General features: G+C 65.7%; 27 protein-coding genes. 19 read left to right on the forward strand and 8 right to left on the reverse strand.

The genetic code is table 11. The annotated features are described in order from the left end of the window. Nucleotides 1-110 precede the first annotated feature (110 nt). Complete coding sequence (locus tag ACVILH_RS06340) at nt 111-851, forward strand: GyrI-like domain-containing protein (RefSeq protein ID WP_456712132.1); 741 nt, start codon at nt 111-113, stop codon at nt 849-851. A gap of 5 nt (nt 852-856) precedes the next feature. Next, nucleotides 857-1570, forward strand: coding sequence for an SIMPL domain-containing protein (locus ACVILH_RS06345; RefSeq protein ID WP_456712133.1), 714 nt, complete (start codon nt 857-859; stop codon nt 1568-1570). A 219-nt stretch (nt 1571-1789) separates the two neighbouring features. Here the strand turns inward: ACVILH_RS06345 and ACVILH_RS06350 are convergent, their stop codons facing one another. Continuing rightward, the gene (locus tag ACVILH_RS06350) at nt 1790-2782 is read right to left on the reverse strand and encodes an MBL fold metallo-hydrolase (protein ID WP_456712134.1); all 993 of its coding nucleotides are present in this window, start codon (nt 2780-2782) and stop codon (nt 1790-1792) included. 392 nt (nt 2783-3174) lie between these two features. On the opposite strand from ACVILH_RS06350, the gene ffh reads away from it, so the two are divergent. The 9 genes from ffh (at nt 3175) to ACVILH_RS06395 (ending at nt 11064) form a co-directional block, all read left to right on the forward strand. Further along, nucleotides 3175-4725 (forward strand): signal recognition particle protein, encoded by a 1551-nt coding sequence (gene ffh, locus ACVILH_RS06355; RefSeq protein ID WP_456712135.1) that lies wholly within the window; start codon nt 3175-3177, stop codon nt 4723-4725. A 140-nt stretch (nt 4726-4865) separates the two neighbouring features. Further along, on the forward strand, nt 4866-5198 hold the full coding sequence (gene rpsP, locus ACVILH_RS06360) for a 30S ribosomal protein S16 (protein WP_456712136.1): 333 nt from the start codon (nt 4866-4868) through the stop codon (nt 5196-5198). A 128-nt stretch (nt 5199-5326) separates the two neighbouring features. Then, nucleotides 5327-5896: a ribosome maturation factor RimM gene (rimM, locus tag ACVILH_RS06365; protein WP_456712137.1), complete on the forward strand. Its 570-nt coding sequence runs from the start codon at nt 5327-5329 to the stop codon at nt 5894-5896. 141 nt (nt 5897-6037) lie between these two features. Next, nucleotides 6038-6703, forward strand: coding sequence for a TapB family protein (locus tag ACVILH_RS06370; protein WP_456712138.1), 666 nt, complete (start codon nt 6038-6040; stop codon nt 6701-6703). A gap of 60 nt (nt 6704-6763) precedes the next feature. Further along, a complete protein-coding gene (locus ACVILH_RS06375) occupies nt 6764-7441 on the forward strand; it encodes a hypothetical protein (RefSeq protein ID WP_456712139.1) in 678 nt (225 codons plus the stop codon). Between the two features lie 63 nt (nt 7442-7504). Then, nucleotides 7505-8278: a tRNA (guanosine(37)-N1)-methyltransferase TrmD gene (gene trmD / locus ACVILH_RS06380; protein WP_456712140.1), complete on the forward strand. Its 774-nt coding sequence runs from the start codon at nt 7505-7507 to the stop codon at nt 8276-8278. Nucleotides 8279-8385: 107 nt separating this feature from the next. After that, entirely contained in the window at nt 8386-8766 is a 381-nt protein-coding gene (gene rplS, locus ACVILH_RS06385; protein WP_006611497.1) for a 50S ribosomal protein L19, read from the forward strand. A gap of 482 nt (nt 8767-9248) precedes the next feature. Continuing rightward, nucleotides 9249-10655, forward strand: coding sequence for a 3-isopropylmalate dehydratase large subunit (gene leuC / locus ACVILH_RS06390; protein WP_456712141.1), 1407 nt, complete (start codon nt 9249-9251; stop codon nt 10653-10655). A gap of 193 nt (nt 10656-10848) precedes the next feature. After that, nucleotides 10849-11064: a hypothetical protein gene (locus ACVILH_RS06395; RefSeq protein ID WP_456712142.1), complete on the forward strand. Its 216-nt coding sequence runs from the start codon at nt 10849-10851 to the stop codon at nt 11062-11064. Between the two features lie 82 nt (nt 11065-11146). On the opposite strand, the gene ACVILH_RS06400 is transcribed toward ACVILH_RS06395, so the two are convergent. From ACVILH_RS06400 to ACVILH_RS06415, 4 genes are all read right to left on the reverse strand, one after another. Continuing rightward, nucleotides 11147-11788 (reverse strand): hypothetical protein, encoded by a 642-nt coding sequence (locus ACVILH_RS06400; protein WP_456712143.1) that lies wholly within the window; start codon nt 11786-11788, stop codon nt 11147-11149. 300 nt (nt 11789-12088) lie between these two features. Continuing rightward, nucleotides 12089-12388, reverse strand: a complete 300-nt coding sequence (locus tag ACVILH_RS06405; RefSeq protein WP_456712144.1) for a hypothetical protein — start codon at nt 12386-12388, stop codon at nt 12089-12091. 93 nt (nt 12389-12481) lie between these two features. Continuing rightward, nucleotides 12482-12766: a hypothetical protein gene (locus tag ACVILH_RS06410; protein ID WP_456712145.1), complete on the reverse strand. Its 285-nt coding sequence runs from the start codon at nt 12764-12766 to the stop codon at nt 12482-12484. A gap of 219 nt (nt 12767-12985) precedes the next feature. After that, nucleotides 12986-13294: a hypothetical protein gene (locus ACVILH_RS06415; protein WP_456716886.1), complete on the reverse strand. Its 309-nt coding sequence runs from the start codon at nt 13292-13294 to the stop codon at nt 12986-12988. Between the two features lie 136 nt (nt 13295-13430). On the opposite strand from ACVILH_RS06415, the gene ACVILH_RS06420 reads away from it, so the two are divergent. The 5 genes from ACVILH_RS06420 to ACVILH_RS06440 all read left to right on the forward strand — a co-directional run bounded on the left by ACVILH_RS06420 (nt 13431) and on the right by ACVILH_RS06440 (nt 16332). After that, complete coding sequence (locus ACVILH_RS06420; RefSeq protein WP_456716887.1) at nt 13431-13829, forward strand: metallopeptidase family protein; 399 nt, start codon at nt 13431-13433, stop codon at nt 13827-13829. Between the two features lie 94 nt (nt 13830-13923). After that, nucleotides 13924-14526 (forward strand): 3-isopropylmalate dehydratase small subunit, encoded by a 603-nt coding sequence (leuD, locus tag ACVILH_RS06425; RefSeq protein WP_456712146.1) that lies wholly within the window; start codon nt 13924-13926, stop codon nt 14524-14526. Nucleotides 14527-14610: 84 nt separating this feature from the next. Beyond that, nucleotides 14611-15408, forward strand: coding sequence for a hypothetical protein (locus ACVILH_RS06430; protein ID WP_456712147.1), 798 nt, complete (start codon nt 14611-14613; stop codon nt 15406-15408). 99 nt (nt 15409-15507) lie between these two features. Further along, entirely contained in the window at nt 15508-15924 is a 417-nt protein-coding gene (locus ACVILH_RS06435; protein WP_456712148.1) for a hypothetical protein, read from the forward strand. Nucleotides 15925-15960: 36 nt separating this feature from the next. Beyond that, the gene (locus tag ACVILH_RS06440; RefSeq protein ID WP_456712149.1) at nt 15961-16332 is read left to right on the forward strand and encodes a c-type cytochrome; all 372 of its coding nucleotides are present in this window, start codon (nt 15961-15963) and stop codon (nt 16330-16332) included. Between the two features lie 25 nt (nt 16333-16357). Here the strand turns inward: ACVILH_RS06440 and ACVILH_RS06445 are convergent, their stop codons facing one another. Then, a complete protein-coding gene (locus tag ACVILH_RS06445) occupies nt 16358-17236 on the reverse strand; it encodes an HpcH/HpaI aldolase/citrate lyase family protein (protein ID WP_456712150.1) in 879 nt (292 codons plus the stop codon). Between the two features lie 102 nt (nt 17237-17338). Between ACVILH_RS06445 and ACVILH_RS06450 the strand changes: the two genes are divergently transcribed. Then, entirely contained in the window at nt 17339-17983 is a 645-nt protein-coding gene (locus ACVILH_RS06450; protein ID WP_456712151.1) for a carbonic anhydrase, read from the forward strand. Between the two features lie 59 nt (nt 17984-18042). On the opposite strand, the gene ACVILH_RS06455 is transcribed toward ACVILH_RS06450, so the two are convergent. Both ACVILH_RS06455 and ACVILH_RS06460 read right to left on the reverse strand, forming a co-directional pair. After that, the gene (locus ACVILH_RS06455) at nt 18043-18609 is read right to left on the reverse strand and encodes a TIGR00645 family protein (protein ID WP_456712152.1); all 567 of its coding nucleotides are present in this window, start codon (nt 18607-18609) and stop codon (nt 18043-18045) included. A 288-nt stretch (nt 18610-18897) separates the two neighbouring features. Then, entirely contained in the window at nt 18898-19932 is a 1035-nt protein-coding gene (locus ACVILH_RS06460) for an aspartate-semialdehyde dehydrogenase (RefSeq protein WP_456712153.1), read from the reverse strand. A gap of 114 nt (nt 19933-20046) precedes the next feature. Here ACVILH_RS06460 and ACVILH_RS06465 point away from each other — a divergent pair, with 114 nt between their 5' ends. Together ACVILH_RS06465 and ACVILH_RS06470 are read left to right on the forward strand one after the other, a co-directional pair. Beyond that, complete coding sequence (locus ACVILH_RS06465; protein ID WP_456712154.1) at nt 20047-20850, forward strand: hypothetical protein; 804 nt, start codon at nt 20047-20049, stop codon at nt 20848-20850. Nucleotides 20851-21066: 216 nt separating this feature from the next. Next, complete coding sequence (locus tag ACVILH_RS06470; protein WP_456712155.1) at nt 21067-21444, forward strand: hypothetical protein; 378 nt, start codon at nt 21067-21069, stop codon at nt 21442-21444. The last annotated feature ends 748 nt before the right edge of the window (nt 21445-22192 follow it).

A 22192-nucleotide genomic window follows, 5' to 3' on the forward strand; every position in this document is an offset into this window, starting at 1 on the left:
GGGGACATGACGCATCTGTCATGGGACGCCGCGCCGCCGGGCATGATAGGTACCGGTCCATTCGCCGGCTCGAACCGGGCAAAACAGCACGGCCACTGGAGAATAGTCGAATGAATCTCAGCACTTTCCGCCTCGTTCTGGCCGTGAGCTCGGTCGCGCTGGCGCTGGGCGGCCCGATCGCCCGGGCGCAGGCGCCGTCCGCCTCCCCGGCTCCGGCGGCCTCAGCCTCGCCCGCGCCCGCCCCGAGCGCGATGCCTGCCCCCGCAGCCTCGGCCAGTCCGTCCCCTTCAGCCAGCCCGACGCCGGCCGCCAGTGCCAGCCCCTCGCCGTCATCCTCGCCCGCAGCCCAGGCTCCGGCCACTCCGCCCGCCGCCGCGCCGAGCCAGACCGCCGACGCCTTTGGCGACGAGATCAAGCTCGAGGCCAAGAAGGTCGTGCTGGTGAAGGGCACCGCCAATTGGGACAATGCGTTTGACACGCTGATCGACTCCTTCAAGGCGCTGTCGACCACACTGGACAAGCAGGGCGTCAAGCCCGCCGGCAATGGCATGATCGTCTACACCTCCACCGACGACAACGGCTTCACTTATCTCGCGGAGATGCCGATCGAGCAGGAGCCGAAGACGCTCGGCAAGGGCATGAGCATCGGCCAGTCGCCCGAGGGCAAGGCGCTGAAATTCGTCCATCGCGGCTCCTACGACAACATGGACAACACCTACGAGGCGATCACCAACCATCTCGACGAGCGCCGCCTCGAGGCCAAGGACACCTTCATCGAGGAGTACCTGACCGATCCCCTGAAGACGGCCGAGGACAAGCTCGTCATCAACGTCTACGTCCCGCTGAAGTGAGCGCCATGATGATCAGACCGCTGCTCGTCGCCGCGATTGTGGCCTCGACCGCCCTGCCCGCGCTGGCGGACGACATTGCCCGGCAGGACACGCCGGCGATCACGGTCAGCGGCGAAGGCAACGTGCAGGCGCCGCCGGATCTGGCGCAGATCGATGCCGGCGTCGCCTCGGACGCCAAGACCGCGCGCGAGGCGGCCGAGGCCAACAACACCGCGATGGCCAGGGTGTTGCAGGCGCTGAAGACGGCGGGGATCGCCGACAAGGATGTGCAGACCTCGCGGCTATCGCTGCAGCCGCAATATGCGCAGAACCGGCCGGGCCAGCCGGCTGTCACCGGCTATCGCGCCAGCAATCGCGTGACGATCAAGCTCCACGACGTGGCCAAGGTGGCGAACGTGATCGATGCGGTGGTTGCCGCCGGCGCCAACGATGTCGGCAACGTCTTCTTCAGCGTCGCCGAGCCGTCCAAGCTGCTCGACCAGGCGCGCGAGAAGGCGGTCGCCGATGCCCGCCGCAAGGCCGAGATCTACGCCAAGGCTGCCGGCGTCACGCTGGGCCAGCCGCTCAACATCGCCGAGGACGGCGCGCCGACCCCGGTGTTCCGCGCCAAGACGTTTGCTGCCCCAATGGCAGCCGGCGCACCGACCCCGGTCGCACAGGGTGAGGAGACGCTGTCGGTCACGGTCAGCGTGACCTGGGCGATCAAGGCGGCGCAGTAACAGTAAGGCGCCCCTGCTTCCGCGCCACGCATGCACGTCAAGCCGCGAGCCGACGGCGCACCTACAAACTCGCTGTCGTCCCGGCCTCGAGCCGGCCCCATACTCCGCGGCGGATGTTGTCGCGCGAGGTGGAGCTATCAGCCTTCGCAAAAATTCATTCGGTGGTTATGGGTCTCGGCTCAAGGCCGGGACGACACCTGTTTTGTAGCGACGGTGTAGTTAAATCTCCACGACCTGCCCCGGCTTGAGTACGCCGAACCGCTCGCGCGGAATCCCGGCGGAATCGAGCGCGGCATGCAGCGCGTGCACCGGCGCATCGATGGCCTCGTCCGTCAGCTGGAACGTGCCGTGGTGATGCGCCAGCGCGGCCTCGGCGCCGCAATCCTGCAGCGCCTGCACGGCATCCTCGGGGTTCATGTGCTGGTCGCGCATGAACCAGCGCGGCTCGTAGGCGCCGATCGGCAGGATCGCAAGCCTGATAGGCGCATGCGCTTCCGCGACGCGGCGGAAATGCTTACCCGTGCCGTAACCGGAATCGCAGACGATGTAGAGCTTGCCGCGCGGCGTCTCCAAGACAAAGCTCGCCCACAGCGCCTTGTTGCGATCGAAGATGCCGCGCGCCGTCCAGTGCCGGGTCGGCACCAGGGTCACCGCGACCTCGTCGTTCAGCGGCACGCGGTCATGCCAGTCATAGGCTTCGGCGCGGATCTTCGAATCCGCATCGGTCATTGTCAGATCGTTGCCGAGCGGCGTCACCACGCGCGGCGCGAACTTCGCCGTCAGCCGCGACAGCGTGCTGATATCGAGATGGTCGTAGTGGCCATGCGACACCAGCACGACGTCGATATGCGGCAGCGCCTCGAAGGCAATGCCGGGATCGTTGTGCCGCCGGGGCCCGGCGAACGAGAACGGCGACACCCGCTCGGACCAGACGGGGTCGATCAGAATGTTGAGCCCGCCGGTCTGGACCAGCCAGCTGGCATGGCCGATGAAGGACAGCCGCACCGCCTCGCCGTCGATCCGGTGCGGCGGGGTATCCGCATGCGGGCTCGGCGCCCACTCGGGCCATTTCGAGCGCTTGCCGTTGCGGTCGAATTGCCAGCGCAGCACCTGGGCGAGGGATTTGGGCGGAACGCCGTCGGGATCGTAGAAGCGCTTGCCGTCGAAATGGTCGGTGACGGGGCCGGAATAGGTCCTGGAACGGCGCAGCAAGGGCGTCCTCGCGGGGGAAAGCTGAACTGCTGCAGGAGGTAAGCAGCCCCCTAGAGTCCGGCAACGGGGCGCCCGAAAGCAAGTTTCCTTGACTTTTCCCTCTGCGGAGGGTTTAACCCGGCCGAATTTCGGAAAGTTTCGTCTTTTCGAGCCACCGCCCGGCCCTGGAGGCCGGAGGTCAACGCCCGACAGCGCTGTGCGCCCTCGGGCGCAAAGGTGTTTGGAGATTTGGTCCGGTGTCAACACCGGGCGACACTGCGGCTCCCTCTCCCGTGGGGAGAGGGCTGGGGTGAGGGGTTACGGTGCAAACCGTCGTCCCGCACCCCTCACCCGGATCGCTGACGCGATCCGACCTCTCCCCGGTGGGGAGAGGTGAAGAAGGGATAACGGCATTGTTCGACAATCTGTCGGAAAGGCTTGGCGGCATTCTCGATCGGCTGACGGGGCGCGGTTCGCTCTCGGAGGCCGATGTCGACGCCGCGATGCGCGAGGTCCGTCGGGCGCTGCTCGAGGCCGACGTCGCGCTGGAGGTTGTCCGCAGCTTCACCGACCGCGTCCGCGAGCAGGCGATCGGCGCCACCGTCGTCAAGTCGGTCACCCCCGGCCAGATGGTCGTGAAGATCGTCCATGACGAGCTGGTCAAGACGCTCGGCGACGACGGCCAGACCATCGACCTCAACGCGGTGCCGCCGGTGCCGATCATGATGGTCGGCCTGCAGGGCTCCGGTAAGACCACCACCACCGCCAAGCTCGCCCGCCGCATGGTCCAGCGCGACAAGCGCAAGGTGCTGATGGCCTCGCTCGACGTCTACCGTCCGGCCGCCATGGAGCAGCTCGCGGTGCTCGGCCGCGATTTGGACATCCCGACCCTGCCGATCGTCGCCGGGCAGATGCCGCCGCAGATCGCGCGCCGCGCCATCGAGGCCGCCAAGCTCGGCGGCTATGACGTGGTGCTGCTCGACACCGCCGGCCGCACCACGCTCGACGAGGACATGATGAAGGAGGCCGCCGAGATCAAGGCGGTCGCCAATCCGCACGAGGTGCTGCTGGTCGCGGATTCGCTGACCGGCCAAGACGCCGTCAACCTCGCCCGCTCGTTCGACCAGCGCGTCGGTCTCACAGGCATTGCGCTGACCCGGATCGACGGCGACGGCCGCGGCGGCGCCGCGCTGTCGATGCGCGCCGTCACCGGCAAGCCGATCAAGCTGCTCGGCACCGGCGAAAAGACCGACGCGCTCGAGGACTTCTATCCCTCGCGTATCGCCGGCCGCATCCTTGGCATGGGCGACATCGTCTCGCTGGTCGAGAAGGCCGCGGCGAATATCGACGCCGAGAAGGCCGCGCGCGCCGCCGAGAAGATGCGCAAGGGTCAGTTCGATCTCAACGACATGCGCGAGCAGCTCTTGCAGATGTCGCAGATGGGCGGCATCAGCGGGCTGATGGGTATGATGCCCGGCATCTCCAAGATGAAGAACCAGATCGCGGCCGCCGGGATCGACGACAAGATCCTGAAGCGCCAGGTCGCGATCATCGATTCGATGACGCGCGAGGAGCGCAAGCATCCCGACCTGCTCAAGGCGAGCCGCAAGAAGCGTATCGCTGCCGGCTCCGGCCAGAGCGTCGAGCACGTCAACAAGCTGCTCAAGATGCACCGGAACATGGCCGACGTCATGAAGGCCATGGGCTCCGGCAAGCGTGGCCCGCTCGCCGGCATCGCCCAGGCGATGGGCTTCGGCGGCGGTGGCGGCATGCCCTCGCCGGAGCAGCTCAAGGCGCTCGCCGAGAAGATGCCGGGCGGCATGCCCGGCGGCGGCCTGCCGAATTTGCCGAAGGATCTTCCCGCCGGCCTGCGCGGTGGTTTGCCCAATCTGCCGGGCCTCACCGGCCTCAGCGGCAAGCCGACGCTGCCGGGCCTCGGCCTCCCTCCCGGGAAGAAGAAATGACCTCACTCCCGTCATTGCGAGGAGCGAAGCGACGAAGCAATCCAGAGTCGCGCATGCCGCTCTGGATTGCTTCGCTTCGCTCGCAATGACGACCTCCATCCAACTTCACATCGCTACATCGACCTCATAGGAGAACTTTCATGTCCGTCGTCATTCGTCTCGCCCGTGCCGGCACCAAGAAGCGCCCGGTCTATCACGTCGTCGTCGCCGACTCGCGCTTTCCCCGCGACGGCCGCTTCATCGAGCGTCTCGGCCACTTCAATCCGCTGATGCCGAAGGATAACGAGGCGCGCCTCAAGCTCGACATGGAGAAGGTGAAGGCCTGGCTCGCCAAGGGCGCGCAGCCGTCCGACCGCGTCGCCCGCTTCCTCGACACCGCCGGCGTCAAGAAGCGCGAAGCCCGCAACAACCCCGAGAAGGCCGTGCCGCGCAAGGAGCGCAAGGCCCAGGCCGAAGCCGCCGCCAAGGGCTAAGGTCCGTTGACGATCGTGGCCTCATGCTTCGAGACGCACGGCTTGCGCCGTGCTCCTCAGCATGAGGATCTGGCTCCTCGTCCTGAGGAGCGCGCCCTTGCGCGCGTCTCGAAGGACGGGGCCCGCTGATGTCCAAACTCATCTGCGTCGCCAAGATCGGCGCCGCGCACGGTGTGCGCGGCGAGGTCCGTTTATGGACCTTCACTGAGGATCCGCTGGCCGTGCTGCATTACGGCCCGCTGACCACGAAGGACGGCAGCCGCTCGCTCGAAGTCGCGAAAGCGCGCGAGGCGAAGGATCATCTCGTCGCCAGCTTCAAGGGCATCACCGACCGCAACGCCGCCGAGCGCCTCAACGGCCTCGAGCTCTACGTTCCGCGCGATCGTCTCCCCGAGACCGATGACGATGAATACTACCATGCCGACCTGATCGGCCTGGCTGCCGAGACCACGGCGGGCGCCCCGCTCGGCCGCGTGCTCGCGATCCATAATTTCGGTGCCGGCGATATCATCGAGATCGCCCCGCCCTCCGGCAGCACCTTGATGCTGCCGTTCACCAATGCCGTCGTGCCGACGGTGGATCTCGCGGGCGGCCGGGTGATCATCGAGCTACCGACCGAGATTGAAGGCGAGGATCGATCGGCGTCAGAGGAGGACGCTGCCGCCGCGCCGCGTCCCAGCGAAAGCGGCGACCGATAGCCGCCGGCGGCCCCATCGTCGGCGCGGTCGCGACGTGATCTCGACCGGCAAAAATCTCCAGCGGCACTTAACGTCAGAGTTCCCTTGGGGTAATTACCTACCCGATGGAACTTCTACGTGTCCCCTCGTCTGGAGCTGCCCATGCGCCGTGCTGCCTTGTTGATGTGTTCAATGCTCGTTGTGTCCGGATTTGCAGCACGAGCCGAAACGGCGGCTCCGGCGGCGCACCAGGACGCGATCGAGACGATGGAAGACGCGCAGACGGGCGACCATTGGACCTACGAGATTCGCGACGAGATCGCTGGCACGTTGAAGTCGACAATGGTGCAGACGATCACCGACGTGGGCGCTAGCGAGATCGGGGTCCAGGTGACCTGGCTGGGGAATTCCGACACCGGTTTTCTCACCTTCGACCGCAACTGGAACGTCAAGACCAGCGGCGCTTGGCGCTACCAGCAGGGCGATGGAACCGGCATCAGCCCTCCCCTTTCCGTCGGCAGGAGCTGGCCCATCAAATCGAACGATATCAACCCGTCCAACGGGATCAACTTCCGGCGGACCGGAACGAGCAAGGTGGTCGGGCAGGAGAGCGTGACCACCAAGGCGGGCACATTCGAATCCTACAAGATCGAGACGACGCTGCAGGGCGTGAATGCCAAGGACCCCTCGCGCAAGATGCAGCTGACACAGACGATGTGGTATGCGCCGGCGGTTGATCACTGGATCAAGCGGACATCGGAAACGCGGATCGACGGTCACGTTCAGGGCAAGACCACGATGGAGCTCGTCGAATACGGACGACGCTGAGGCCGGCGAGCGAAGCCCGCCAGACCGCACGATCGTCCCTCCCTGTTCCGGAAAATCACCATGCGCGCATTGCTCGCCTCGCTGCTCTGCCTCGTCACCCTTCCCGCCGTGGCGCAACAGGCGCCGACCTCTTCGGACAGCGCCAAGCCGACGCCATCGCCCGCCGTCGCGATGGACGAGCCGCGGCCAGGCGACCATTGGACCTATGAGCTGCACGACGAGATTTCCGGAAAGACGATCGCCAAGCGGACCGACACCATCACTGAGGTGACTCCGACGCAGATCGCGATCATTTTCACCAACGAAGCGGACAAGGACAAGAAGGGCTTCCTTGTCTACGACCGAAACTGGAACCTGAAATCCAGGGAGGCCATGAGATTCACGCCGCACGATGGCCTCGGCGTCGTCCAGCCGTTGTCGGTCGGTGCAGACTGGAATCTGAAGGTCGAGCAGGTGAACACGGAAAAGGGTTTCACCTGGAAATGGTCCGGCAAATCGAAGGTCAGCACGCAGGAGCAGGTCAAGACCAAGGCCGGGACATTCGATGCCTACAAGATCGAAACCAATTATTCGTTCTACCCTGTCCGTAATCCGTCGCTCAAATCCGAGACCGTCATGGTGACATGGTACGTCCCGTCGGTCGATCACTGGGTTCGACGCACGGTCACGACCCGATCGGACAACCTGCTGCGCGTCAATCACACCATCGAGCTGGTGGACTACGGGCGCAAGGAGTGACACGGCGGGCACGCGCTACGCCACTTTCACCTCGAAGCAGCGCCGATTAAGGTTCGGCGCATCATGACCGCTTCGCCCTCTCCCATTGCGCCGTGGCACGCGACCGTGCTGACGCTGTTTCCCGAGATGTTTCCCGGGCCGCTCGGCGTGAGCCTGGCCGGCCGCGCGCTGGCATCAGGCATTTGGTCGCTGGAGGCGCGCGACATCCGGGCCTCGGCCACCGACAAGCACCGCAGCGTCGATGACACGCCCGCCGGCGGCGGCCCCGGGATGGTGCTGCGGGCCGACGTGCTGGCCACCGCGATCGACGCAGCGGCTATCGCGCCGGACCGTCCAAAGCTGCTGATGAGCCCGCGTGGTCGGCCATTGACCCAGGCCTTCGTGCGAGAGCTCGCCGACGGCCCCGGGCCGCTGATCGTCTGCGGCCGCTTTGAAGGCATCGACCAGCGCGTCATCGACGCGCGCGAGCTCATCGAGGTCTCGATCGGCGACTACGTGCTGTCCGGCGGCGAGATCGCCGCGCTGGTGCTGATCGACGCCTGCGTGCGGCTGCTGCCGGGCGTGATGGGCAAGCTCGAATCCGGCACAGACGAGAGCTTCTCCGACGGCCTACTTGAGTACCCGCAATATACGCGGCCGCAGGTCTTCGAGGGCCGTACGATTCCGGATGTGCTCACCTCGGGCGATCACGCCAAAGTCGCCGGGTGGCGCCGGGCGCAATCCGAGGCTCTCACCGAGGCGCGCAGGCCGGATCTCTGGGCCGAATGGCAGGCGCGTCAGCCCCGGGAACAAAGCAGGACCAGCCAAAAAGCGCCAAAAAGCACGACAGACGGGTGACAAGCCTCGCGCTTTGCCTTATAGGAGCGCCCAATTCCGCAAGTGACGGCAGGAACAAGCGCAGCCCGCGTGACCCGGCTGGGCGCGCCGCCGATGGAGATTTACCCGTGAACCTGATTCAGCAGCTCGAAAAAGAGCAGTTTGACAAGCTGTCCGCCAACAAGACCATTCCGGAGTTCGGCCCGGGCGACACCGTGATCGTCAACGTGAAGGTGGTCGAAGGCGAGCGCACCCGCGTGCAGGCCTATGAGGGCGTGTGCATCGGACGTTCCGGCGGCGGCATCAATGAGAGCTTCACCGTCCGCAAGATCTCCTATGGCGAGGGCGTGGAGCGCGTGTTCCCGATCCTCTCCCCGATGATTGACTCCATCAAGGTCGTGCGCCGCGGCAAGGTGCGTCGCGCCAAGCTGTATTACCTGCGCCAGCTGCGCGGCAAGTCGGCCCGCATCGTCGAGAAGCAGGACCGCCAGACCGCGGTCAACGAGTAATCGTTGCTTCCAATGGATTGACGAAAAGCGCGGGCTGGCCCCGCGCTTTTTTGTTTTGCTCTGCCCCGCCGTCATTGCGAGGAGCCAACGGGTCCGCGCGAAGCGCAGCCCGATGACAAGCTCCGCGACGAAGCAATCCAGAGTCCTTGCTCAGCCCGGGATTGCTTCCGCCTTCGCTCTTCGAGCTTCGGCGGAGACCTCGCTTCGCTCGCGATGACGCCTGGCGACAAACGCATCTCGCACTCCGCGGCTCGCGTGCTATATATCTCCCTGAAATGGTTCTAGATCGCACCAGCATGGCCTGCCGCCGCGTCGTCATCGACGATCATAGCCGGCTGCCCGGGCGGTTCTTCGGACGGTTCGCGACGTCGGCGACCTCTGAGCTTAGGCGCGCGCTGTAAGCCGCAGCGCCTCGTCCTGATTGTTCGCGCGTGCCCGCCACGCGCTCAGTTTCACACCTTCATTCCCGGGAGCATTCGCTCATGTCGAAACCGACCACGCTGTACGACAAGATCTGGAACGACCATCTGGTGCACGAAGCCGAGGACGGCACCTGCCTGCTGTATATCGACCGTCACCTGGTCCACGAGGTCACCTCGCCGCAGGCGTTCGAAGGCCTGCGCATGACCGGCCGCAAGGTGCATGCGCCGGCAAAGACGCTGGCCGTCGTCGACCACAACGTCCCGACCACCGACCGCTCCAAGCCGAACCCGGATCCGGAGAGCATCGAGCAGATCAAGACGCTGGCCGAGAACGCCAAGGACTTCGGCATCGAATATTACAACGAGTTCGACCGCCGCCAGGGCATCGTGCACGTCATCGGCCCCGAGCAGGGCTTCACTTTGCCTGGCACCACGATCGTCTGCGGTGACAGCCACACCTCGACGCATGGCGCGTTCGGCGCGCTGGCGCACGGCATCGGCACGTCAGAGGTTGAGCATGTGCTCGCGACGCAGACGCTGATCCAGAAGAAGGCGAAGAACATGCGCGTCACCGTCGACGGCAAGCTGCCGGACGGCGTGACAGGCAAGGACATCATCCTCGCCATCATCGGCGAGATCGGCACGGCCGGCGGCACCGGCTACGTGCTGGAATATGCCGGCGAGGCGATCCGCGCGCTGTCGATGGAAGGCCGCATGACCGTCTGCAACATGTCGATCGAGGGCGGCGCCCGCGCCGGCCTGGTCGCGCCGGACGAGAAGGCCTACGACTTCCTGCGCGGCCGCCCCAAGGCGCCGCAGGGCGCGGCCTGGGATGCGGCGATGCGCTATTGGGAGACCTTGCGCTCCGACGAGGGCGCGCATTTCGACCACGAACTGCGCCTCGACGCCGCCAAGCTGCCGCCGATCGTGACCTGGGGCACCTCGCCCGAGGACGTGATCTCGGTGACCGGCATGGTGCCGGATCCGGACAAGATTGCTGATGAAGCCAAGCGTATCTCCAAGCATCGCGCGCTGAAGTACATGGGCCTGACCGCGGGCACCAAGATCACCGACATCAAGCTCGACCGCGTCTTCATCGGCTCCTGCACCAACGGCCGTATCGAGGATCTGCGCGCCGCCGCCAAGATCGCCGAAGGCAAGACCGTGTCCGGTCATGTCAACGCGATGGTCGTGCCGGGATCGGGTATCGTGAAGGAGCAGGCCGAGGCCGAGGGTCTGGACAAGATCTTCATCAAGGCCGGCTTCGAATGGCGTGAGCCGGGCTGCTCGATGTGCCTCGCCATGAACCCGGACAAGCTGGCGCCGGAGGAGCGCTGCGCCTCGACCTCGAACCGCAACTTCGAGGGCCGTCAGGGTTTCAAGGGCCGCACCCATCTGGTGTCGCCCGCGATGGCCGCAGCCGCCGCGATCGCCGGCCATTTCGTCGACGTGCGCGACTGGCGCTGAGCTGATGTCGCTGGCGCAGCAGAGCTGCACGGCGACCGATTGACCAACGAACGCGGCGGCTTCGGAAGGAGCCGCCGCGTTTCTTTTCGACTCAACGTCGACACGACTTGGCAAGAGCTCCTTAAACCTCGTCGCGCACAATCCTACCGCCGGGCGCGTTGCGCCGGCGGAGGAACGTGCCGAGGAGCCCACGATGGCCGATAAGCCGGAATACGTCGACCTCATCCGCGATGCCACGCGTCAGCGCCGCAAGACGCCGCCCGCCAAGATCATCGCCAAGGCTGAAGAGCCGAAGGAGGAGCGACGGCTGTCGAACTGGCCGCCCGGGCGGTTCGCGAAATGGCGGCTGGAGACGCTGGTGCCGTGGAAGCTGACGGTGAAGAACTGGCAGTTCAAGGACTGGCTCTGACGCAGCGCCGAATTCATCCCGCTGAAACGACAGAAGGACGCCGCTCGGCGTCCTTCGTCGTGTCGATCAGGCTGTCAGTTCGTCAGTAGTAGCGCCAGTGATGGCGGTGGTGACGATGGTGCCACCGGTGATGATGGCGCCAGTGATGACCCCGCCAGTGCCGGTAGTGGCAGATGCGGCGCGGGCCGTAATAGGTGTAGACGATCCGGCAGCGGCGATACGGGTAGTAATAGGCCGTCGTGTAGGTCGGATAGTAGTAGCTGCGGTAGCCGTAGAAGTGCCGGCGATGATGATGGTAGTACGGCCGGTAGCCGTAATGCGGGTAATGGTGGTAGCCGCCACCGCCATGGAACACCGGCCGCGGACCGCTTCCACCATGAAACACCGGACCGCCGCCGTGGAACACCGGACGCGGTCCGCCGCCGAAGCCATGGCCGCCGCCGTGAAAGGCAGGCCCTCCATGGAAACCGCCGCCACCGTGAAAGCCGCCCCCACCATGGAAGCCGCCTCCGCCATGGAAGCCACCGCCCCCACCGTGACCGCCGGGTCCTCGCACCTGGATCAAGGCGTCAGACGACACCTGTTTTGCCGGCCCTGCGCCTGGACTGACAGGCGACATCGCCGCCGCAGGACGACCTGACGCACCCGCGAAAACAAACAGCGCCGCCGCCGCAAGACTGAGGCGACGAACAAGACCAGCACGCTGGTCCTTCATCCTCATCATGGTCCCTTCTCCCTGAATGCCGTGCAATAACGATGGACCCATGCAGCGCCCTTGCTGGTCGTCCGATCGGTCGATTGGCGCACCCCCACATGAACGTAGAGATAGCGACGTGAATGCGGCATGAATGATGCACGCTGCGCGCGCATCTGCGGCGTGGCGTCGCGGCAGAGGATCAGCGTGTGAGTCTCGAGGGAGACTGGGACAGCGACAAGGCCGTGCTGCTCGTGCAGGGGATTTTGCAGCTAAGCGTGCGCAAGTCATTCGATCAGCGAACGCCGACAATCGCGGGCTGCGTGCGCTTCAATCGTGGAATGGCGTGAACAGGACGAAAGGGCCCGGCGGAACAGCGGGCACGTAGTCGACGGGGCGGCCATAGTAGCGGGGCGGCATCACAATTGATCTCGTCGCTTTCCACGAACGGGCGTGCCTGCGCGTGCCGGACTCCGTCGCGGTCGTCGAGCGACTCGCATCAACGCCGAAGGAAGCTGCGATCGCCGGAGAGGTGGCAGCCGAGCTTGCCAGCAGCATCGAGAGCATCACGATGCCGATCCAGGTCTTGCTAGGAGTCTTGGTGCGAGTCTTGGTGATCGACCTTTTCATGGCAGACCTCCTTGCCAGCCTACCAATAGCGTACAGGCCCGCGAAGCGGGCCTGTTTGATGTCGATCATGCACGACGGCGCTGAGGCGGTCGCTCACCAGCGGCCGTGATGGCGATGCCCGTAGTGATGTCCATAGTGATGCGGACGCCAGTGGTGGCGGGGATAGTAGTGATGCCGCGGGTAGTAATGCCGGCGCGGATGCCAATGGTGGCGACGACCATGCCAATGCGCCTGAGTGGTCTCCTGCACGGCGCCCTGCTGCACTGCTGTCGCAGCGCCTGGATTGCTCAGCGACAGCGCCTCTGCGCGCTGCGCAGGCGCCGCCAAAGCCAAGACGGCGCCGACCGCCGCAATGCCCAACAGCTTCATCACAGTCATGAACTTCTCCTTCGATCGCCTGACATCACGCCGGGCACCGCGCACCGCCATCTCCGCTGATGGCCGCCGCTGCGGTACGACGCAGATCAGTCTCGAACGAGCGACGTGAATGGGACCTGAAGACCTGCGCCCGGGCAGAATGCCGAAATGCCGCACGCGGTTCCGCATGATATCGCGACATATCGGCACTGTGTCACAGCTGTCACGCGGCAGAGCAGATCAACCGCGCCGCCAGGTGCAGCTCATATGCGGCACGATGACCGTGCCGCTCGGGCGATGCTCCGGAACATAAGACGCGTCGCACACGCGCACCGCATTGGGACCGGGATTGTAGCGCGGCACGACGTCCGGATCCCAATGGCCCTCATAGCGGCGCGGATAGATCATGATGCGCCGCGGGCGTCGCTGTGCGGAAACGTCCGTGTCGCTCCGAGCGGCGTGAAGCTCCGTCCGGGCCGCCGGCTCCGCCCGCACGCCTGCCGACATCGACATCACGACGGCCGCAACCAGCGCCGTCCCGGCCAGCATCACCGACTTCTGTCGCATGCGTCCCCCACATCCAAATCGCGCGCCGCGGACGGTCGCCGTTTTCACTGCCCGCGTCAACCGCTGCGCGCGGCAGAAAGCGGGATGCAAGATGATCAAAGCCGGGCTAGAAGGCGGCATGTGGACCGATCTGAAAGCCCCCTCGCTCGCCGACATGGAAGCCATGGCGCACGAGATGTTCGAGCGCCTGCCGGAGCATTTCCGTGGGATGTGCGAGGGCGTCATCATCCGGGTCGACGACTTCCCGACCGAGGAGGTGCTCGATGAGATGGAGGCGGAGAGCGAGTTCGATCTGCTCGGCCTGTTCCAGGGCACCGGGCTGCCGTTCCGCAGCAATGACGACCTGCCGCGCCTGCCCAACATGATCTGGTTGTATCGCCGCCCGATCCTGGATTACTGGGCCGAGCACGACGAGAGCCTCGGCCACATCGTCCGCCACGTCCTGATCCACGAGATCGGGCATCATTTCGGCATGTCCGACGAGGACATGGAGGCGATCGAGGCCGCCGCCGACTGACCGGCGCGGCCGATTTTCCGGCCAATTTGACTTTATCCGCCTCGCCAATCGGGCTAAACAGCGGCCTGCTCGATATTCTCGAAGGTGCTCCCCGATGGACAAGTTCACCACGCTGGAAGGCGTCGCCGCGCCGCTGAAGATCATCAATGTCGACACCGACATGATCATCCCCAAGCAGTACCTCAAGACCATCAAGCGCACCGGCCTCGGCAAGGGCCTGTTCTCGGAGCAGCGCTACAAGGACGACGGCAGCGAGAACCCGGATTTCGTGCTCAACCAGCCGGCCTATCGCAACGCCAAGATCCTGGTCGCCGGCGACAATTTCGGCTGCGGCTCGAGCCGCGAGCACGCCCCCTGGGCGCTCTTGGATTTCGGCATCCGCTGCGTGATCTCGACCTCGTTCGGCGACATCTTCTACAATAACTGCTTCAAGAACGGCATCCTGCCGATCCGCGTGTCGCAGGCCGATCTCGACAAGCTGTTCGACGACGCCGAGCGCGGCGCCAACGCGACCCTGACGGTCGACCTCGCTGCCCAGGAGATCCGCGGCCCGGATGGCGGCACCGTCAAGTTCGAAATCGACCCGTTCCGCAAGCACTGCCTGCTCAACGGGCTCGACGACATCGGCCTGACGCTCGAGAAGAAGGCCTCGATCGACAGCTACGAGGCCAAGCTGGCCGAGCGCGCCTGGGCCTGAGCCCTTTCTGACCGAACAGAGTTCGCGGGCCCCGGACCACGTCCGGGGCCTTGTTTCGAGAGTAGTCCGAGCACAGGTCCGCCGTTGACGCGCGTATTGCCCGAGGTCGTCACCTTCTGGCGCGGACCGCTCGACCGGCTGCGCCAGACCTGCCTGCGCTCGCAGCTCGCCGCCGGCCACAACGTCACCGTCTACAGCTTCGATCCGCTGCCCGGCCTGCCCGACGGCGTCGGCAATGAAGCGGCCGAGGCGATCCTGCCCTATGCGTTCTCCGAGCGTCTGCGGCCGGCGCAGCCGGACGGTAGCTGGCGCGACTGGACGACCTTGCAGTTCAGCGACTTCTTCCGGATGCGGCTGATGGCGCAACGCGCCGGCCTCTGGCTCGATGCCGACGTGCTGCTGCTGCGCCCAGTCGAGATCGACCCCGCGCTGCCCTATTTCGCCTGGGAGCGCCCGCGGCAGCTCGGCAACTCCGCGCTGTATCTGCCGCCGGACGATCCGATCGTCGCCGAATTCGACGCGCTGATGGCGCAGGACGCGCTGACCCCGAACTGGCTGTCGCTGCGCCACCGCGTCACCTTCGCGCTGCGTCGCCTGCGTGGCGGCTCCGACCGCCTGTCGGACATCCGCGTGGCCATCTTCGGGCCCGCAGCGCTGACCGCGCTGGCCCGCCGTCACGGCTCGCTGCGACATGCGCTGCCGAAGCGCAGCTTCTATGCCGTGCACGCCGAACCGAAGGCGTTCTTCGACCCCAGCGACTTCTCCGGCCTGATCAGCGATCCCGGCATCATCGGCCTGCACATCTCGCCGAAGGGCCGTGGCGGCGAAGCGCCGATTCCGGGCAGCCTGTATGCCTGGGCCACGGAGCGGTTCGGCGCCTGACAGTCTGCGCCCTCGGCAAGGCTGTTCCGCTGCTTGATCTACCGCAACGTCCGCGCGGTCAGGCGGTGATTGATTGCAGGCAATCATCGGAGACGAGCCATGCCTGCCCAAGCCAAGCCCTATCCCCGCGTGCAGTTTCTCATCGACACATTCGCACAATGGCTGCGGCACCGGCGCGAGCTGAGCGAACTCCGGCAGCTCGACCGCGACGACTTCGAGCGCATCGCGATGGACCTCCAGGTCACGCCGGCCGATCTCGATGAGCTGGTCCGTCAGGGCGAGCACGCCGCCGACGAGCTGCCGCTGATGCTCAAGGCGCTCGGCATCGACGAGGCGGCGCTGGGCCGTGCCGAGCCGCTGGTGCTGCGCGACATGGAGCGGGTCTGCGCGATGTGCAAGGACAAGCCGCGCTGCCATCGCGACCTCGCGGCGGGCACCTCCGGCGCGCATTACGAGGAGTACTGCCTCAACGCGCCGACCATCGACCGCCTGGGCGTCGCCGTCACCAAGCACTGATCGCCTTTCTCCCATTCCCCGTAGCGGAGCGACGCGATGAGCATGCCCAACCTGCACCGCAACACCTGGCTGCATATCGGCGCCGCGCTGCTGCTCGCGCTCGTCGCGATGCTGCTGATCCGGCTGCACTATGCCAACGGCGCCACACCCGCGGCGGAGAGCGTGCAGGCGGGCCGCAAGCTGGCGGAAGCCTGGTGCAGCCCGTGCCACGCCATCGATGCGAGCGCTGCCAGGGCCCAGACCCGCACCGCGCCCGATTTCGCGGCGGTCGCCAACATGCCGTCGACGACCGAGCTGTCGCTGAAGGTGTTCCTGCAAAGCAGCCACCCGACGATGCCCAACGTCATCCTGACGCCGGAGCAGCGCGGCGATCTCGTCAACTACATCCTCAGCCTCAGGCAGATCTGACGCGGCGCGTCCTCCTCCGTCTCAACTACTTCGCCATCTCGGCGATCGCATCAGAAATGGCGATGGTGCGCTTGGCCATGTCCGCGTGCAGCCGCTCGACCATACGGCCGTCGATCTGGATCGCACCGCGCGACGCATTCTCCGGCAGCTCGAACGCGGCGAGGATCTTGCGGGCCTCCGCGACCTCGGCCGCCGGCGGCGTGAAGATCGCGTTGCAGGTGTCGATCTGGCCGGGATGAATCAGCGTCTTGCCGTCGAAGCCGAGATCGCGGGCCTGGATGCATTCCTGCGAGAAGCCATCGGTGTTGGCGAAATCGCTGTAGGGACCATCGAGAATTTCCAGCCCATGCGCGCGCGTCGCCAGGATGCAATGGCTGATCATCGGCAGCATCGTCGAGCGGCCCGGAACCATGCGGATGCGGGTCTCGCGCGAAATGTCGTTCGGGCCGAACACGAAGCCGGCGAGCCGTGAGCCTTCCTCATGCACGGTGGCCGCGAGCAGGTCGGCATCGAGCACGGCGCGCGCGGTCTCGATCATCGCCCACACCTTCAACGCCGGATCGGCGCCGACCTCGGCGAGGCGGTTCGTCACCAGGCGCAGATCGTCGGCGGTCGAGACCTTGGGAACCAGGATGCCGTCGGTCGCGGTCTGGCCGGCCATGGCGACATCGTCGCTCCACCATGGCGTATCCAGGCTGTTGATGCGGATCAGAAGCTCGCGCTTGCCATAGCCGTCGGCGGCGACCGCCTTGGCGATCTGCTCGCGCGCGGGCGCCTTGGCGTCGGGCGCCACGGAATCCTCGAGATCGAGGATCAGCCCGTCGGCCGGCAGGTTCCGTCCCTTCTCCAGCGCGCGGGCATTGGAGCCGGGCATGAACAGGAGACTGCGGCGCGGGCGGATCATTTCGGCGTTTCCCTTGGTTTATTGAGCCGGCCCGCGATACCATTTCGGCCACCGGGCCGAAAGGCTTGTTCCCGCAGGCCTCGTGTGTTTAAGGCAGGGCCCATGATCTCGTTTCCGCAACGTCTGCTCGAAGGTTATCGCGCCTTCACCACCCAGCGCCTTCCCACCGAACAGAGCCGCTATCTGGAGCTGTCCGAGCGCGGCCAGTCGCCCGAGGTGATGGTGATCGGCTGCTGCGATTCCCGCGTCTCGCCCGAGGTCATCTTCGACGTCGGCCCCGGCGAATTGTTCGTGCTCCGGAACATCGCCAACCTTGTGCCGATCTATCAGCCCGATGCCAACGCGCACGGCGTCTCGGCGGCGCTGGAATATGCCGTCACGGTGCTGAAGGTGAAGCACATCGTGATCCTCGGCCATGCGCAATGCGGCGGCATCCGCGCCTTCGTGGACAAGGCGGCGCCGCTGTCCCCGGGCGACTTCATCGGCCGCTGGATGTCGATGTTCATCAAGCCCGGCGAGGTCGTCGAGCAGCGCGACCAGGAGAGTTTTCAGGACTTCGTCGTTAGGATCGAGAAGGCCGCGGTGTTCCGCAGCCTCGAGAACCTGATGACCTTCCCGTTCGTGCGCAGCCGCGTCGAGGCGGGAGATCTGCAGCTTCACGGCGCCTATTTCGGTGTGTCCGAGGGCTCGCTGTTCGTGCTCGACAAGGCGAGCAAGGAATTCAAGAGCGCGCGTTCCGTCGCGTAGCGAAGCGGGAGATGCGAGGAACTGGTCTGCCGTCATCACTCCTCGCTACTCGCCCCCTCTCAATGATCGCCCGACCAGCGGTCGGAGAGCGCCAGCATCACCGTCGACACCACGAAGGTCATGTGCACGCCGACCAGCCAGCCGAGCTTGACCGAGTCGTAGCCGGCGTCGAGATTCATGAAGGCCTTCAAGAGCTGGATCGCCGAGATCGCGACGATCGAGGCCAGCAGCTTCTGTTTCAGTCCGGCGAAATCGACCTTGGTCATCCACTCAGGCCAGTCCGGATGGCCGCCGGGATCGATGCGCGAGACGAAGTTCTCATAGCCCGAGAACACCACGATCAGCACCAGATTGCCGGTCAGGCAGACGTCGATCAGGCTGAGCACGCCGAGGATGATGTCGCTTTCCTTGGCGGTGGGCAGATGGACGACGCTCTCCCACAGCAGCAGCGCGAACTTGAACAGCAGCACCACGAGGCTGACGACGAGGCCGACATAGAACGGCGCCATCAGCCAGCGGCTCTTGAACAGGAAGCCTTCGAGGCCACGTTCGAGCGGACCGGGTGCGTGCTTGGCCGGCGCGGGCACTTGCGCCGCTGACGGCTCGGTCTTGCTGCTCTCTGCCACGCGCGGCCTCACCCGGAATTCGCTCTGTCGTCCAAACAAGTCATGCAGCCTGCCGGCTGAAAACCTCTCCCCGCTTACGGGGAGAGGTCGGATTGCATCGACAGATGCAATCCGGGTGAGGGGGTACAGGTCTCACGGCCGACACTTCCCGTGCGTCTGCCCCTCACCCCAACCCTCTCCCCGTAAAGGACGGGGAGAGGGAGCGCACTGCCGTTGCCGGCGATAGCTCGAACACGACTTGCCGAGGTACGAGCCTCGTGGCGGATTTGCCTCGCGCCGGGTCGCTGCTTACGCGGCCTTCTTCTTGGCGGTGATCAGTTTGCGGTTGATCAGCACTTCCGCGATCTGGATCGCGTTCAGCGCGGCGCCCTTGCGGAGGTTGTCGGAGACGCACCAGAAGGCGAGGCCGTTCTCGACGGTGCCGTCCTCGCGGATGCGGCTGATATAGGTGGCGTCCTCGCCGGCGGCCTCATAGGGCGTGACGTAGCCGCCCGGCTCGTGCTTGTCGATCACGAGGCAGCCCGGCGCGTTGCGCAGGATGTTGCGCGCTTCGTCGGCCGTGATCGGATTCTCGAACTCGACATTGACCGCTTCGGAGTGGCCGACGAACACCGGCACGCGCACGCAGGTCGCGGTCAGCTTGATCTTCGGATCCAGGATCTTCTTGGTCTCCGCCATCATCTTCCACTCTTCCTTGGTGAAGCCGTCTTCCATGAAGACGTCGATCTGCGGAATGACGTTGAAGGCGATGCGCTTGGGAAACTTGTTATTGACCAACTCGTCGTTGGTGTAGACGGCCTTGGTCTGCGAGAACAATTCGTCCATCGCATCCTTGCCGGCGCCGGACACCGACTGATAGGTCGACACCACGACGCGCGTGATCTTTGCCTTGTCGTGCAGCGGCTTCAGCGCGACGACGAGCTGCGCGGTCGAGCAGTTCGGGTTGGCGATGATGTTCTTCTTGTTGAAGCCGGCGGTGGCGTCGGCATTCACCTCCGGCACGATCAGCGGCACGTCCGGATCCATGCGCCAGGCCGACGAATTGTCGATCACCACGGCGCCGGCGGCGCCGATCTTCGGCGACCATTCCTTCGACACCGATCCGCCGGCGGACATCAGGCAGATGTCGATATCGGCAAAATCGTAGTGCTCGAGCGCCTTGCACTTCAGGGTGCGGTCGCCATAGGACACCTCGACACCGACGCTGCGGCGTGACGCCAGCGCCACGACCTCGTCGGCGGGGAATTGGCGCTCATCGAGAATATTGAGCATTTCCCGTCCGACATTGCCGGTCGCGCCGACCACTGCGACTTTGTAACCCATCGTTCACTCTCCGAAGAAATTTGGCCGATCGCGCGTACAAGCGGAAACGGAAGCGGCAGCGCTTCTATGCGAGAAACGTCCCTGACACAACGTTACCACGACGTCTCGCATTCGATGCATCCCGATTCGGCCAGCACAGCCGCGACGATCCGCAAGTCCCGCATCTCGCCCGGCCTCAAAGCCGTGGCGGACGAGGTGTGCGGCACCTTTGCGCGTCTGTTCGCCTATGTGGGGGCTCTGGCGCTGATCGCCATGCTGGGCGTGGCCGCCTGGAACCGGCTCGACAGCGGCGATGACGCACCCGCCGGCCGCGCCGGCTGGACCCTGGCCGATGCCGCCGTGCCCGCGTTCTCGCTGCGCCTCACCGACCAGCCCGACCGCACCGCGACCTATACCGTGCTGAGCCACGCTGCCGGCGGCCGCAAGGACGTGCTGCGCTGGGGCGAGCCGGCCGACCGGCCCGCCGCCGAGATCGAGGTCTACCGGATCGGCCCGGAGCGCGAGGGCATGCGCAACCCGATCGGACATCTCGCCGCCCGCATGGGACGCCCGGCGCCCGAGCTCGAGGCGGCCGGGATCATCGACAGCCGGTTCGGCCCGGTCAGCCTGCTGCGCCAAGCCGGCGCGCCGGATGGCCCGGGAGCCTGCCTCGGCTTTCTCAAGACCATTGCCGTGCCGGCGCTGCGGATCTCGGGCTGGTCGTGCCAGGGCGTCGCGATGCAGACCCGGCGCGCGGCGGTCGGCTGCATGCTCAACCGCCTGACCCTGTTGTCGTCCCCCGGCCGCGACCCCGCCCTGGCGGAGCTGTTCGCCCAGGCCGAGCCGCGGCGCGCCGATTGCGATGCCCCGGGGCTCGCCAAGACCCTCAACGACTGGATCACCGCGCTCGACAATCCCCGGCTGCGCGGCACGTTTTGACCGCCGATTTGCGTCTGTGTGTTGCGGGCTGCCGCCGCGCCCTGGTCGCGCCGGCAAGTGACGGAAATTGATGCAACTTTCCCGCCACAGCCGGAATTTATCTTGCGCGCCGTCGCGGGAATGACCTTGTGATGCCACAGCCGACCCAGATATTGTGCGGGCCAAATCATGCGCATGGCGAGCGCCCGCCCCTTTAGGCGCGAGGAAGAGGACGTGATGATTGAATTTCCTGCTGCGACCCGGGTCATGGCCCTGGCGGTGATCGCCGCGACCGGCCTTGCCGTCACGTCTTTCGCCGTCACCTCCGCCGAGGCCGCCACCACCAAGCGCCGCGCCGCGGCGGTCACGTCCAACGGCCCGAACTATTCCTACCAGTCCGGCCCGCGCACCCGCATCTACATCACCCGGCGCTCGTTCCTGGATGGCGGCACCGAAGTGCTGCCGGGCGACCGCAAGTTCTCGGACTACGCCTTCCCGCCGGCGGTCGGCTACCCGTCCTTCGCCCGCGAGAACCTGAACCGCCCGATCGACCGCCAGCCGCTGATGCCGCCGTCCGACCTCGGCGGCTACCCGCAAGGCATCCCGCTGTACTGAGCGGCGCGACATCATGGAATGACGAAAGGCCGGGCTCTGCCCGGCTTTTTGTTGTCTGCAACCGTCATCGCTTCGTCGTTCTCTGCCGATCATTGTCGCCAACCTTGGCTCGAGCGTCTGGCTGACCGGCACGCTCCATCCGGCATTTCGGCGCGGTGCTTCATCCTCGCGCCCGCTTTTCGCGTCCGAGTGCTGTGGTCCGTTCGGCCCTCATTCAAAGCGAGGGCGCAGGGAAGGCCGGGCCTCGGCTGAGGCCCGTGGCCCGCCTGCGAAAAAGAATGCAGGCGGCAGGAACCACAGGTACAGCCGGCTTGACCCGGCCCTCCCTGCGCGATGGGCTTCACGCTTACTCTGCGCTCTCCTCGGTGTCCGGCTTGTTAGCCACCGTCGCCCGGCGGATCATCATCACCACCAAGCTTGGCGCCAGCTTCGGGGCGCCAGGACCACACAGCTTCACGTCCGCAAGAGCCTCGTTCGTCCGCACATCTCAACGACATGCTGCGCGCCCTCGCGGCCACCGCATCCCCGCCTCACGCCTCGTGACGATCGCGAAACGCCCCTCGTGGCGAGACGGGATGGCCATGAGAAAACACGAATTCCGGAATTACGAAAGCGAAAATTTCGCCCCGGGCTGGGCGATCGAGCTCATCGGATTGACTGCGCAGGCGAAATGAGTTTTTCGGCGCAGCCGATTTTGGGCTGGAAGATCCGCGACCGCCGCGGTTGAGCCGCGTCTATCGCGCAAATT

It is taken from the genome of Bradyrhizobium sp. USDA 4353, assembly GCF_054063215.1.